Source organism: Methylopila musalis, assembly GCF_042679725.1.
Lineage (GTDB): Bacteria > Pseudomonadota > Alphaproteobacteria > Rhizobiales > Methylopilaceae > Methylopila > Methylopila musalis.
This window is the reverse complement of sequence record NZ_JBHTMX010000077.1, coordinates 1-13,002: the sequence shown is the minus strand read 5'-3', so window position 1 is coordinate 13,002 and position 13,002 is coordinate 1. Positions and strand designations below refer to the sequence as shown.

Here is a 13,002-nt window from a genome sequence, read left to right as displayed (position 1 = left end):
CCGCGCGCCGAGCCCCGCGGCGGAGGCCGCTCCGCCTCCCCCGCCGTCCGATCCGGTCGCCGAGCGGCCACGGGTCACCGAGGAGGCCGCCGCGTCCGACGGCCGGCGCGCCGGCGACGATCCGTTCCGCACAGCCAATGTGGAGGCCTTCGCCGCCAACATGGCGCGGCTCTACGAGGAGGGCGGCAAGGCGCTCAGCGCCTATCTCGCGCCCCGCGAAAGCGGCGAGCGTCCCTATGGGGCCACCGACGAGATTGTGGATGTGGTCAAGACGCTCGGCCAGGTGGCGGAGCGGTGGATGGCCGATCCCGTCCGCACGGTCGAGGCGCAGAAGGCCTTCACCGGCGGGTTTCTGGACCTGTGGACCAATTCGCTGCGCCGGTTCTCCGGGCAGGACGCGCCGCCAAGCGCCGCGCCGGACCCGAGGGACGGGCGCTTCAAGGACCCGGAATGGACGGAGAACCCGTTCTTCGACTTCCTGAAGCAGGCCTATCTCCACACCTCCCGCTGGGCGGAGAAGATGGTGGACGAGGCGCAGGACCTCGATCCGCACACCCGGCACAAGGCCGGATTCTACGTCCGGCAGATCTCCAACGCCATTTCGCCGTCGAACTTCGTGCCGACCAACCCGGAGCTGATCCGCGAGACGCTGGCGCAGAAGGGCGAGAACCTCGTGCGCGGCATGCGCATGCTGACCGAGGACATCAACGCCGGCCGGGGCGAGCTGCGCATCCGCCAGACCATGCCCGGCAATTTCGAGGTGGGCAAAAACCTCGCCACCACCCCCGGCAAGGTGATCTTCCGCAACGAGCTGATGGAGCTGATCCAGTACGCGCCGTCCACGCCGCAGGTGCGGGCGCGGCCGGTCCTGATCGTGCCGCCGTGGATCAACAAGTTCTACATTCTCGACCTGACGCCCGAGAAGAGCTTCATCAAGTGGTGCGTGGATCAGGGCCTGACGGTCTTCTGCCTGTCCTGGGTCAATCCGGACGCGCGCCACGCCCGCATGGGCTTCGACGACTACATGCGCGACGGCGTGCTGAAGGCCGTGGAGGTGGCGACCGCCGTCAGCGGCGAGGACAGCGTGGACGCCATCGGCTACTGCGTGGGCGGCACGCTGCTCGCGGTGACGCTGGCCTACATGGCCGCGGTCGGCGACAAGCGCATCGCCAGCGCCACGTTCTTCACCACGCAGGTGGATTTCAGCCAGGCCGGCGACCTGCAGGTGTTCGTGGACGAGGCGCAGATCGCCGCCGTGGAGTCCAAGATGGCCCAGCGCGGCTATCTGGAGGGCGCCAGCATGGCGAACGCCTTCAACATGCTGCGGCCGAACGACCTAATTTGGCCCTATGTGGTGAACAACTACCTCAAGGGGCAGGCGCCGTTCCCGTTCGATCTGCTGTTCTGGAACTCCGACGCCACCCGCATGCCGGCCGCCAACCACTCGTTCTACCTGCGCGGCTGCTACCTCAACAACGATCTCGCCGCCGGCCGCATGACGGTGGCGGGCAAGACGCTCGATCTGGGGAAGGTCACGGCGCCGATCTACAATCTCGCCACCCGCGAGGACCACATCGCGCCGGCGAAATCCGCGTTCCTGGGCGCCACGCTGTTCGGCGGGCCGGTGCGCTTCGTACTGGCGGGCTCGGGCCACATCGCCGGCGTCGTGAACCACCCGGCCAGGAACAAGTATCAGCACTGGATCGGAGATGCGCCGAAGGGCGAGCTGGACGACTGGCTCGCCTTAGCCGATGAGCGCAAGGGCTCGTGGTGGCCGGACTGGCGCGGCTGGCTGGCGGACATGGACGCCCGCTACGTGGACGCCCGCACGCCCGGCGACGGCGCCTATCCGGCGCTCGACGACGCGCCGGGGCAATATGTGAAAATGCGGGTGTGACGCCGGCTCCGCATCCGGAGCCACGCCACACCCGCATTAGAGGTCTCCGCCGTCGTCACATGGGCGGTTCGACCATCGGCGGCTCCTGAGGCCGCAGCGGTTCGTCGATCGATGGGTCGGTCGCCGGATCGTCCGTCACATCCGGCTCCTCCACCGGAGTGGGGTCCGGCGGAAGCGGCGGCTCGCCGGGCATGGACGGGTTCGGAACGTTCGGTCCGTCAGTCATGGGCGTCTCCCTTCAAACGATTTTTACTTTGTGGGAGAACGGCCTAGGACGCTGCGCGGTTCCGAAGAAAGCATTTTAATGACGCTTCACGGCGGCGGGCTGACCAGAGACGTGAGCCAATAAGGCGCGTCATCTTGTGCGCTTACGGACCTTACCAACACTACGAAGCACGCTGAGGTGTCGTCCTCGGCGCACTGTCCGAAAACGCCCCACCGTCGTCATACCCGAGCTTGTCTCGGGCATCCACGACTTCCGCGCTGAAGCGTCCAATGTCGGCACGGCCAATCCGCTCCCAACATCGACACGAATGGCGACCCAACTTACCGTTGAGGCCGCGCCAAGCCGTCAAACCCCATTGTGAGCCGCCCAGCCCAACCCGTTCCGCGCGGCCCGCTTTCCGTCAGCCACCGCGCCTCACTCGGCCGGCGCGGGCGCCGGGCGCGCGGCGGCGGTGACGGGGGCGCCCATGCGGCGTTCCTTGCGGGCGCGGCGGCGGACCCTGCGGGCCGACGAGCGCTCCTTCTCCTCCCGGCGCGCCACATGCGGCAGGATGAGGTGCTTGGCGAGCACCAGCGCGATCACCAGCAGCGGCGCGGCGAGGAACGCGCCCACCGGCCCCCACAGCCACAGCCAGAAGGCGAGCGCGCCCAGCACCAGCAGCGGGTTTATGGTGAACCGCCGGCCGAGGATCATGGGGGTGAGGATGTTGCCCTCGATGAAGGTCAGCGCCACGAAGGCGAGCGGCGGCGCCATGATGGCGAGCGCGGTCTTGAAGGTGACGAGACTGACGCCGACCAGAATGACGGTGAGCGCGGCGGGCCCGAGGAACGGCGCGTAGTTCAGCGCGAAGGCGAGCGCGCCCCACAGCGCCGGGCTCGGCATGCCGATCATCCACATGGCGAGCGCGGTCGCGACGCCGAGCGCCACGTTGATGACGGTGATCGTGACCAGATAGTCCGACACCCGCGCTTCCACGTCGCGCATGATGCGGCCGGCGGTGAGCTGCGCCTTGCGGCCGAGGCACATGCTGAGCAGGCCGGTGCGGATGGAGCTGCGGGTGGCGAGATAGAAGAACAGGGTGCAGGCGAACAGCGCCGCCTGGCCGATCAGCGCCGGCGCGCTGAGCGCCGCGCTCGACAACAGGCCGGCGCCCTGCACCAGCACGCGCGGGGTGCTGTCGTCGCCCATGCTGGTGACGCGCTCCAGGGACTCCGTCACCTGCTTGATCTGAAGGAAGGTGGAGCGCATCTCCAGCACGCGCCGCTGCAGCGCGGCCCAGAGCTCCGGCGCGCGGTCGATCCACGACTGGAGCGGCATGGAGAAGGCGTAGGCCGCCAGATAGACCAACCCGAACAGGGTCAGCACCACCAGCAGCGCGCTCGCCGTGGAGGACAGCCCGCGCTTCTCCAGCCGGCCGATGCCGGGGCCGAGCAGCAGGCCGATGATGATGGCGAGCGTCATGGGAACAAGAATCTCCGCCGCGAGCTTCAGCGCGGCGGAGAGCACGATGACGAACAGCCCGATGCAGGCGACCTTGGCCCCGGAATCGAGCATCGACGAGATGGGCGCCCGCGCCGGGGCCGTCACCTTCAGCGGCGTCGGCCCGGCGGTGATGTCGAGCGGCCCGTTCTCGTCGACGATGCTCACGTGAGGGAGACCTTCGCGTTGTCGCCGAGGTCCGGGCGCTCATGGTTGTAGCGCGCCTTGGCGATCTCGAACGCCACGACGACGGGGTTCGACTTGCCGTCCCAATACTCCGCCGACTGCGGGCGCACGGTCAGAAGGCGCAGGTTCGGATCGGACGGGCCGTCCGGGAACCACGTCTTGGCCATCTCGCTCCAGTGGCGCTCGATCTCGGCCCGGTCCGAAGACACGGTGGCTTCGCCCGACAGCGACACATAGGCGTTGGAGTTCGGCTTGGCGAAGGCGAGGCACACCGATGGCTCGGCGGCGATCTCGTCGTCCTTGTGGGCGCGGGCGTCGGTGAAGAAGGCGATCGCGCCTTCGTCCCGGTCCGGCATGGCGTGCATGGGGCGGGCGCGCAGCGCGTCGCCGTCCTTCGACGTCAGCATGCAGACGCCGATGTCGTCGACGAGGTCCCACACGCGGGCGGCGTCGGGAGCGGTCATGGATGTCTCCTTCCGAAGGTGTCGCGCCGGGTTTGAGGCCGGCGTCGCGTTCGTCAGGAGAACAACCGTCGTGGCGTCGCGGTTCCTTGAGCGGACGATCACCGGGGCGAAATCGCCGCGGCCCGCGCCGCCGGGCTCAAAACGAGCCTTTAACGGCACGCTCGCCGCAATGCCCGAGCGTGGTCATCGGGCATACCCGACTTGAACGTTCAGGGCTTCGCCTGGCGGGCAATCGTGGATGCCCGCGCGGAACGCGCGGGCATGACGGAGCTTGAAAATCGCGCCGGGAGCCTTTCGCCCGCGCTCAGTCCTCGCGGAACGAGCGGCGGAAGGAGTGCACCACCGGGTCGATCAGATAGTCCATCGCCACCCGCTTGCGCGCCTCCACATAGGCCTCCACCGGCGTGCCGGGTTTCATGTCCGAGGGCGAGGCGAAGCTCGCGAACTCGGCCCGGTCCACGGCGATCTTGGCGGTGTAGAAGGTCTCGCGGGTCTGCTGATCGGTGATGATGTCGGCGGAGATGTTGATGACGCGGCCGTCGATCATCGGCATGTCGCGCTGGGCGAAGGTGAGGAACGACACCCGCGCCTTCTGGCCCACCGCGATGTTGCGGATGTCGTGGGCGGCGAGACGACCCTCGATCACCAGATCGCCCTCGGTCGGCACGATCTCGAGGATCTCGTCGCCGGGGCGCACCACGCCGCCGATGGTCTTCTGCTTCAGGTTCAGCACATAGCCGGTTTCGGGCGCCAGCACCTGGGTGCGGCTCAGCACGTCCTCGCTTGCGGCGAGGCGGGCGTGGAGCGCCGAGATCTCCGAACGGGCCTTGGCGAGTTCGGTGGAGGTCTCGTTCAGGTAGCTGGTGACGGCGTTGCGCAGCGCGATGCGCTTTTCCGAGGTCTCGATTTCGGCCCGGCGGATGTCCGCCTGAAGAGCCGCGATGTCGGTGTCGAGTTCGGAGCGGCGGCGCTGCAGGTCGAGCAGCAGCGGCTTGCGGGCGAGGCCCTTGTCCATCAGCCCCTGCGTGTCGTCGATCTGCACGTCGATCAGGTCGCGCTGGGCCTCGGAGCCGGCGATGCGGGCGCGGTTGGAGTCCACCTGCGCGCCGAGACGCTTGATCTGGGTCTCCAGCAGCTCCTGCCGCTCCTGCTGGTCGCGGCGGGTGGTCTCGAACAGCGCGCGCTGCCCGGCCACAAAATCGGGGAAGGTCGGGTCGTCCCTGGCCACGGCGTCGGCCGCGGCGAAGTCGATGTCGCCCTTGTCGGTCAGCTGCGCCGACAGCCGCGCGGCCTCCGCCAGACGGCGCGACAGCGTGTTGCGCTGCTGGCCGTAGATCGCCTGCGCCTGGGTGCGCTCCAGCGTCAGCAGCGCCTGGCCGCGCTGCACCAGATCGCCGTCGCGGACCATGATCTCACGCACGATGCCGCCTTCGAGGTGCTGCACCATCTTGCGGCTGCCTTCCGGCCCCACCACGCCGCGCACCGCCGCGCCGCCGGCGAGCGGCGCCGTCATGGCCCACACGGTGAAGCCGCCCATGAAGCCGAAGATCACCACGCCGCCGGCGAGCGTCACGCCCCGGAGGCGGCTCGACAGGGTCAGTCCGCGCGGGCGGATCGGGGTCTGGATGTCGTCCGTCGCGCTCATCGCGCCCCTCCCGGAACAGAGCGCACGTCGGCGGGCACCGGCGCCACAAGCTCGCGCAGGATTTCGGTCGGCGGGCCGATGCGCGTGAGCTGGCCCGCGGTCATGACGCCGACCCGGTCGCAGAGCTGCGCCAGCGCCGGCTTGTGGGTGACGAGCACCACCGTGACGCCCCGCTCCTTCAGCGCGGCGAGAGCGCCCACCAGCGCCCGCTCGCCCTCGCCGTCGAGCGCCGAGTTCGGCTCGTCCAGCACCACGAGGCGCGTGTCGCCATAGACCGCGCGGGCGAGCGCGACGCGCTGCCGCTGGCCGCCGGAGAGCATGGCGCCGCCGTTCACGAGCACGGTGTCGTAGCCCTGCGGCAGGCTGAGAACGAGGTCGTGGCAGCCCACGAGCTTCGCCGCCTCCACCACCTTGGCGTCGTCGGGCGTGTCGAACCGGGCGATCACGTCGCGGACGCGGCCGGTGAACAGCTCCGTGCCCTGGGCGAGATAGCCCACATAGCGCCGGCGCTGGTCGTCGCGCCACAGCATCACGTCGCCGCCGTCGAGCCGCACCGCGCCGCGGGTCGGCGCGCGCGAGCCCACGATGACCCGGCACAGAGTGCTCTTGCCGGAGCCGGACGGCCCGATCAGCGCGAGGCTCGAGCCCGGCGCCACGCCGAAGCTGACGCCGGCGAGGATCGGCCGTTCGCCGCCCGGCGTCATCAGGGTCACGCCCTCGATGGTGAGCTTGCCCGCCGGCGCCGGCAGGACGATCGGGTCCTCCACCAGCACGCGAGAGGCCTCCAGCAGGGAGCGGATGCGGCCCCAGGCCGCCCGGCTCTGCTGCAGGCCGCGCCAGGCGGCGATGGCCTGATCGAGCGGCGCGAGCGCCCGCGACAGCAGGATCGAGCTCGCGATCATGCCGCCCGGCGTGATCTGGCCTTCGAGCGAGAGCGCGGCGCCGAGCGCGAGCGTGGCGATCTGCGCCACCACGCGCAGGAACTTGCCGGCGCCGATCATCACCGTGCCGCGGTCGGTCGCCTCGCCCAGCAGCGCGGTCGAGCGGGCGTTGGCCTGGCTGGCGCGGTCGGCGAGCGGGCGGCTCAGGCCCATGGCGGCCACGCTGTCCACGTTGCGGGCGGCCTCCGCCAGCACGCGCTGCGCCTCCTGGTGGCCCTGCGCCACCTTCTCCGCGGCGGGCCGCGTCATGCGATCGTTCACCAGCGCAAGCGCGATGATGAGGATCGAGAACACGAGGCCGAGCAGGCCGAGATAGGGATGGATGATGGCGCAGCAGATAAGGAACAGCGGCATCCACGGCGTGTCGCACAGCGACGGCAGCGTGGGGCCGGACAGGAAGCTGCGCACGGTGCGCAGATCGTTGAAGGGCGTGCCCTCGTTGGCGCCGCTCGCCTTCACAAGCCCCTGCTCCGCGCCCATGGCGGCGGCGAAGACCGGCTGGAACAGCGTGTCCTCGATCCATTCGCCGATGCGGGCGAGCGCGCGCAGGCGGATCGCCTCCAGCGCGGCGTAGACCGCGACCGCGACCGCGGCGATCAGCGTGATGTAGATCAGCGTCTCGATCACGGCGCTGCGCAGCACCCGGTCATAGACCTGCATCATGTAGACCGAGGGCACCAGCAACAGCATGTTGATGGCGATCGAGAACACCGCCAGCAGCCAGAAGGCCGGCCGGATCTCTTTGCGCACGCGCTCCAGCGCCTTGGCGCCGGAGCTGAGCTTGGACGTCGGCTGCGACATTGGTCCCCATCCGCATGGCCGGGAGGTAACTCAGCGCCCCCGCCTGGCGCCTCTGCTCTTAAAGCGTGGTCCCCAGCGTCCACAAGTCCGGAAAAACCTGCAGTCCCCCAGGGAACACCAACGGCGCGGCCGGACCGATCCAACCGCACAAGGGTAAACGACCGGCGCCGCGCGATCCGAACATTCGACGCAACCCGGAGTTTTACGGCTCACCGATCGCCGGCGGCCCAGCCCTCGGTGGTTTCGGCCGCGTAGTCCGCGAAACGCCCCCCGGCGATCGCGGCGCGCGCGCCCTCCATCAACCGCTGATAGTAATCCAGATTGGCCCAGGTCAGCAGCATCATGCCCAGAATTTCACCGCTCTTCACCAGATGATGCAGGTAGGCGCGGGAATAGTCCCGCGCCGCCGGGCACGGGCTCTCGGGATCGAGCGGCCGGGGATCGTCGGCGTGGCGCGCGTTCTTCAGGTTCAGCTTGCCGAAGCGGGTGAAGGCCTGTCCGTGGCGGCCGGCGCGGGTCGGCATCACGCAGTCGAACATGTCGACGCCCCGCGCGACCGACTTCAGCAGGTCGTCCGGCGAGCCCACGCCCATCAGATAGCGCGGGCGCGCCGCGGGCAGCTCCGGCGTGGTCTCCTCCAGCATGGCGAGCATCACGTGCTGGGGCTCGCCGACCGCGAGGCCGCCGATGGCGTAGCCGTCGAAGCCGATGTCCACCAGCGCCCGCGCCGAGGCCTTGCGGAGGCTCGGCACGTCGCCGCCCTGCACGATGCCGAACAGCGCCCGCCCCGTGGGCGCCCCGAACGCGGCCTTGGAGCGCTCGGCCCAGGCGAGCGACAGCCGCATGGCGCGCTCCACCTCCACCGGCGGCGCGGGCAGGCGCACGCACTCGTCGAACTGCATGGTGACGTCGGCGCCGAGCAGGCGCTGGATCTCCACCGAGCGCTCCGGGGTCAGCCGGTGGGTGGAGCCGTCGATGTGCGACTTGAAGGTCACGCCGTCCTTGTCGAGCTTGCGCAGGCCCGACAGCGACATGACCTGGAAGCCGCCGGAATCGGTGAGGATCGGATGCGGCCAGTTCATGAAGCGGTGCAGGCCGCCGAGCTCCGCCACCCGCTCCGCGCCGGGGCGCAGCATGAGATGGTAGACGTTGCCGAGCACCACGTCCGCGCCGGTCTCGCGCACCTGACCGGCGTACATGGCCTTCACGGTCGCCGCCGTGCCCACCGGCATGAAGGCGGGGGTGCGGATTTCGCCGCGCGGGAACACGAGCGCGCCGGTGCGCGCCGCGCCGTCGGTCGCCGCGATGCGGAACGGGATATCGCTCATGGGCGCGGCTCTTTCGGCAGGAACAGGCAGGCGTCGCCGTAGGAGTAGAAGCGGTAGCCGTCCGCGACCGCGTGGGCGTAGGCGCGGCGGACCACGTCGAGGCCGGCGAAGGCTGAGACCAGCATCATCAGCGTCGAGCGCGGCAGGTGGAAATTGGTCAGAAGCGCGTCGACCGCGCGGAACCGGAAGCCCGGCGTGATGAAGATGTCGGTCTCGCCCGCAAACGGCGCGAGCCGGCCGTCCGCGCCGACGGCGCTCTCCAGCAGCCGGCAGGAGGTGGTGCCGACCGCCACCCGCCGGCCTCCCGCCGCCTGGGCGGCGTTCAGCGCCTGCGCCGTGGCGGCGTCCAGCGTCCCGCTCTCGAAATGCATGCGGTGGTCGTCGGTGTCCTCCGCCTTTACCGGCAGGAAGGTGCCGGCGCCCACATGCAGCACCGTCTCATGCCGCGTCACGCCGCGGGCGGCGATGGCCTCCACGAGGCGGGGCGTGAAATGGAGGCCCGCGGTCGGGGCCGCCACCGCGCCCGCCTCCCGGGCGAACAGGGTCTGGTAGTCCTCGGCGTCGCGGGCGTCGATGCCGCGCTTGGCGCCGATGTAGGGCGGCAGCGGCAGCTCCCCGAGCGCCGCGATCGCCGCGTCAAGGTCCGGCCCCGCGCGGTCAAAGGCGAGCGTGACCTCGCCGCCCTCCCCGCGCGCCTCCACCGTCGCCTCCAGCGGGCCGGCGTCGGCCCCGTCGCCGATCGCGATCCGCTCGCCAAGGCCGAGCTTCTTCGCGGGGCGCGCGAAGGCCTTCCAGCGCGCGCCGTCGAGCCGCTGGTGCAGCAGGATCTCCACCTTCGCCGCGGTCTCCCCCCGGCGGCGCAGCGCCCGAAGGCGCGCTGGGATGACGCGGGTCGCGTTCACCACCATGGCGTCGCCGGGCGCGAGCAGCTCCGGCAGATCGGAGACCAGCCGGTCCTCGAGCTCAATCTCCGCCCCCGGCCGCACCACCAGCAGCCGCGCGGAATCCCGCGGGCTCGCGGGGCGCAGCGCGATCCGGTCCTCGGGCAGGTCGAAATCGAACAGGGAGACGTCCAAGGACGGAAGGTCCTTCGTGTCAGGCGCTCAAAGCAGGATCGCCGGGCGAGGCCCGGCGATCGGTTCGGTCAGGGACGCGCCGGGGCTGGCCGGGAGCCCTCGCTCGCCGTCATGCCCGAGCTCGTCTCAGGCATCCACGACTTAAACGCAGGCCTCGCAGCACCGCAAAAGTCGTAGACACCCGCGCAAACGCGCGGGCATGACGGGAGTGTTTCAGGCGCGCGCCTCCCCGGCGAGCGTCGCGTCAGGCGATGTCGGCGGCGACCTTGACGCTGACGATCTTATCCGGGTTCGACACCGGCTCGCCGCGCTTGATCTTGTCCACGTTGTCCATGCCCTCGGTCACCGCGCCCCAGACGGAGTACTGGCCGTCGAGCCACGGCGCGTCCGCGAAGCAGATGAAGAACTGGCTGTCGGCCGAGTTCGGGTCCATGGCGCGGGCGGCGGAGACGGTGCCGCGCGTGTGCTTCTCCTTGGAGAACTCCGCCTTCAGCTTCTGGCCCGAGCCGCCGCGGCCGGTGCCCTCGGGGCAGCCGGTCTGGGCCATGAAGCCGTCGATGACGCGGTGGAACGGCACGCCGTCATAGAAGCCCTGCCGCGCCAGCTCCTTCACGCGCGCCACATGGGTCGGCGCGAGGTCGGGGCGCAGCGCCACGACGACGCGGCCCTGGGTGGTCTCGATGACGAGCGTGTTCTCGGGATCGCTCATGGTGTTTTGTCTCCGTGAAACGGGAAAAATCGGCTGCGGAATCCGGCGTCAGCGCGCGGGCTGCACGCGCAGGCTGGTGACCTTGTCGGGGTTCGGCACCATGCCGCCCTGCCCCTGGCCCTTGGCGAGCTTGTCGACGTTCTCCATGCCCGCCGTCACCTCGCCGACGATGGTGTACTGGCCGTCGAGCCAGGGCGCCGGGGCGTAGGAGATGAAGAACTGGCTGTTGGCGCTGTTGGGCGAGCCGGCGCGGGCCATGCCCACGGCGCCGCGCTTGAAGCTCTCCTTCGAGAACTCGGCCGGCAGGTCGGGATATTTCGAGCCGCCGGTTCCGGTGCCGGTGGGATCGCCGGTCTGGGCCATGAAGCCCGCGATCACGCGGTGGAACGGCACGCCATCGTAGAACTTCTCGTTCGCGAGCGTGACGATGCGCTCCACGTGCTTCGGCGCGAGATCCGGCCGCAGGCGGATGGTGACCGGCCCCTTGGTGGTCTCCAGCACCACGGTCGGGCCGGCGGCCGGCGCGGTCTGCGCGAGGGCGGGCGCGCAGAGGCCGAGCGCGGCTGCGAAAGCAAGGGGAAGCTTCATGCTGAAAAGCCCTCGATGAACGGGTCCGGGCCGCCGGGACACGGCGGCTCAGGCCTTGAAACGCTGCGCCAGCCGCTCGGCGACCAGCGGCGGGACGAAGGACGACACGTCGCCGCCCATGGCCGCGATCTGGCGCACGAGCGTGGCGGTGACATGGCGCGTCGCGGGGCTCGCGGGAAGGAACACGGTCTGCACGGCGGGCGCGAGCTCGCCGTTCATGCCAGCCATCTGCATTTCGTAGTCGAAATCGGTGCCGTCGCGCAGGCCGCGGATCAGCAGCGTCGCCCCGGCGGATTTCGCCGCCTCCACCACCAGCCCGTCGAACACCACGGCCTCGAAGCTCGCGCCGTTCGCGCGCGCCAGCGGCCCGCACAGTTCGCGCAGCAGGTCGAGCCGCTCCGTGGCGGAGAACAACGGGGTCTTGCCGGGGTGGGCGCCGACGCCGACCACCACCCGGTCCGCGAGGCCGAGGCTGCGGGCGACCACATCCAGATGCCCGTTGGTCACAGGGTCGAAGGAGCCGGCGTAGAAGGCGGTGCGTGCCATGGCGCTCTGCGTTGCGGGGCTCGTGTCCGCGCGCTCCGCTCCGTGCGGCTGCGGCGCGCCGTGCTTACCCCCCTCGCCCCGCCCCCGCAACCCCGGCGAACCGGTGAACGATCAATGAACGGCGAGGCCAGCGCCCGTTCACCCCCGCCGGGCCATGGTCGCTCCACCGGCATCGACGACACGTGGAGACCACGCGCAATGCCCGACACATCGCTTGGCGGCCCCAAGGCCGCCGCCTCCGCGATCGCGGTTCTGATCGCGGTCCTCGCCATTCTCGCCCTGAACGCGCTCGCGCCCACCGGCCGGTGGACGGCGACGCCGAACGGAGCCGACACCTCTTCCCTCGCGCGATAGCCCCGCCGTGAAACGGCGCCGGGGCGGGTTCCCGCCCCTCTCCGCCCCGACACGCACGAGGACGCCCGGCCGCTGGGGCGCGGCCGGGCACTTTCCATCAGCCCGACACACGAGAAGGCCCGGAGCGATCGCTCCGGGCCTTCCGTCATTCGCTCATTGGGATAAAGGCCGCTTACTCGACCACTTCGACCACGCGGCGGTCGCTGTCGATGATGTAGCGCTTCTCATTGACCACCGTGTAGCGGTAGTCGCTATCCGGCACCTCATAGACCTCGACCGTTTCCGGCAGCGGCTCGCCGATCTCGACCTCGCCCTCATAGGCGACGGACGGGCGCTCCTCCTTGATCACGTACGTCTTCACCTCGCGCGGCGGCGCGACGATGGTGCCGACCACCGCGCCCGCGACGCCGCCGACCGCGGCGCCCACCGGGCCGCCGATCACCGCGCCCGTCGCGGCCCCGCCCGCAGCCCCCGAGACCGTGCCTTCCTGAGCCAGCGCCAGCGACGGCGCCGCAACGCCAAGAACAAGCGCAAGTACAGCGACATGGTTTCGCATGAAGAACATCTCCTGTTTTCACCCTCGGGGACAAAAACGCCGTCGCTCCACGCCGGTTCCCTGCGCGACATGTTTTTTGACATAGGCTGATGTTCGCTCATCCGCCGTGGCGCAGCGCGAAACCTTTTTCGGCCGCAGCCACGGCGCCCAGCCGCGCCAGCGCCTCCAGCGTGGCGGCGATGCGCGGCGCGGCGCGGCGGCCCTCC

Annotated in this window: 13 protein-coding genes; 2 read left to right on the top strand and 11 right to left on the bottom strand. The window is 70.3% G+C overall.

The genetic code is table 11. The annotated features are described in order from the left end of the window. Positions 1-139 precede the first annotated feature (139 nt). Positions 140-1,897: a class I poly(R)-hydroxyalkanoic acid synthase gene (phaC, locus tag ACFQ4O_RS09940; protein WP_378775536.1), complete on the top strand. Its 1,758-nt coding sequence runs from the start codon at positions 140-142 to the stop codon at positions 1,895-1,897. Between the two features lie 55 nt (positions 1,898-1,952). Here the strand turns inward: phaC and ACFQ4O_RS09935 are convergent, their stop codons facing one another. The 10 genes from ACFQ4O_RS09935 to coaD all read right to left on the bottom strand — a co-directional run bounded on the left by ACFQ4O_RS09935 (position 1,953) and on the right by coaD (position 11,886). After that, positions 1,953-2,123 carry a hypothetical protein gene (locus ACFQ4O_RS09935; protein ID WP_378775535.1) on the bottom strand — a complete coding sequence of 57 codons (171 nt, stop codon included), beginning with the start codon at positions 2,121-2,123 and terminating at the stop codon, positions 1,953-1,955. 414 nt (positions 2,124-2,537) lie between these two features. Beyond that, positions 2,538-3,770 (bottom strand): AI-2E family transporter, encoded by a 1,233-nt coding sequence (locus tag ACFQ4O_RS09930; protein ID WP_378775534.1) that lies wholly within the window; start codon positions 3,768-3,770, stop codon positions 2,538-2,540. Beyond that, complete coding sequence (locus tag ACFQ4O_RS09925) at positions 3,767-4,252, bottom strand: pyridoxamine 5'-phosphate oxidase family protein (RefSeq protein ID WP_378775533.1); 486 nt, start codon at positions 4,250-4,252, stop codon at positions 3,767-3,769. The genes ACFQ4O_RS09930 and ACFQ4O_RS09925 overlap by 4 nt, the downstream gene beginning before the upstream one ends. A 304-nt stretch (positions 4,253-4,556) precedes the next feature. Next, entirely contained in the window at positions 4,557-5,897 is a 1,341-nt protein-coding gene (locus ACFQ4O_RS09920; RefSeq protein WP_378775532.1) for an HlyD family type I secretion periplasmic adaptor subunit, read from the bottom strand. Further along, positions 5,894-7,639, bottom strand: a complete 1,746-nt coding sequence (locus tag ACFQ4O_RS09915; RefSeq protein ID WP_378775531.1) for a type I secretion system permease/ATPase — start codon at positions 7,637-7,639, stop codon at positions 5,894-5,896. The genes ACFQ4O_RS09920 and ACFQ4O_RS09915 overlap by 4 nt, the downstream gene beginning before the upstream one ends. A 209-nt stretch (positions 7,640-7,848) precedes the next feature. After that, positions 7,849-8,967, bottom strand: coding sequence for a tRNA guanosine(34) transglycosylase Tgt (gene tgt / locus ACFQ4O_RS09910; RefSeq protein WP_378775530.1), 1,119 nt, complete (start codon positions 8,965-8,967; stop codon positions 7,849-7,851). Next, complete coding sequence (gene queA, locus ACFQ4O_RS09905; RefSeq protein ID WP_378775529.1) at positions 8,964-10,043, bottom strand: tRNA preQ1(34) S-adenosylmethionine ribosyltransferase-isomerase QueA; 1,080 nt, start codon at positions 10,041-10,043, stop codon at positions 8,964-8,966. The genes tgt and queA overlap by 4 nt, the downstream gene beginning before the upstream one ends. A gap of 244 nt (positions 10,044-10,287) precedes the next feature. Continuing rightward, positions 10,288-10,752: a peptidylprolyl isomerase gene (locus ACFQ4O_RS09900; RefSeq protein ID WP_378775528.1), complete on the bottom strand. Its 465-nt coding sequence runs from the start codon at positions 10,750-10,752 to the stop codon at positions 10,288-10,290. Between the two features lie 48 nt (positions 10,753-10,800). Continuing rightward, the gene (locus tag ACFQ4O_RS09895) at positions 10,801-11,340 is read right to left on the bottom strand and encodes a peptidylprolyl isomerase (protein ID WP_378775527.1); all 540 of its coding nucleotides are present in this window, start codon (positions 11,338-11,340) and stop codon (positions 10,801-10,803) included. Between the two features lie 48 nt (positions 11,341-11,388). Beyond that, on the bottom strand, positions 11,389-11,886 hold the full coding sequence (coaD, locus tag ACFQ4O_RS09890) for a pantetheine-phosphate adenylyltransferase (protein ID WP_378775526.1): 498 nt from the start codon (positions 11,884-11,886) through the stop codon (positions 11,389-11,391). Between the two features lie 198 nt (positions 11,887-12,084). Between coaD and ACFQ4O_RS09885 the strand changes: the two genes are divergently transcribed. Beyond that, the gene (locus tag ACFQ4O_RS09885) at positions 12,085-12,240 is read left to right on the top strand and encodes a hypothetical protein (protein WP_378775525.1); all 156 of its coding nucleotides are present in this window, start codon (positions 12,085-12,087) and stop codon (positions 12,238-12,240) included. A gap of 172 nt (positions 12,241-12,412) precedes the next feature. Here ACFQ4O_RS09885 and ACFQ4O_RS09880 read toward each other — a convergent pair whose 3' ends face one another. Continuing rightward, the gene (locus tag ACFQ4O_RS09880; RefSeq protein ID WP_378775524.1) at positions 12,413-12,796 is read right to left on the bottom strand and encodes a DUF1236 domain-containing protein; all 384 of its coding nucleotides are present in this window, start codon (positions 12,794-12,796) and stop codon (positions 12,413-12,415) included. Positions 12,797-13,002 lie beyond the last annotated feature (206 nt).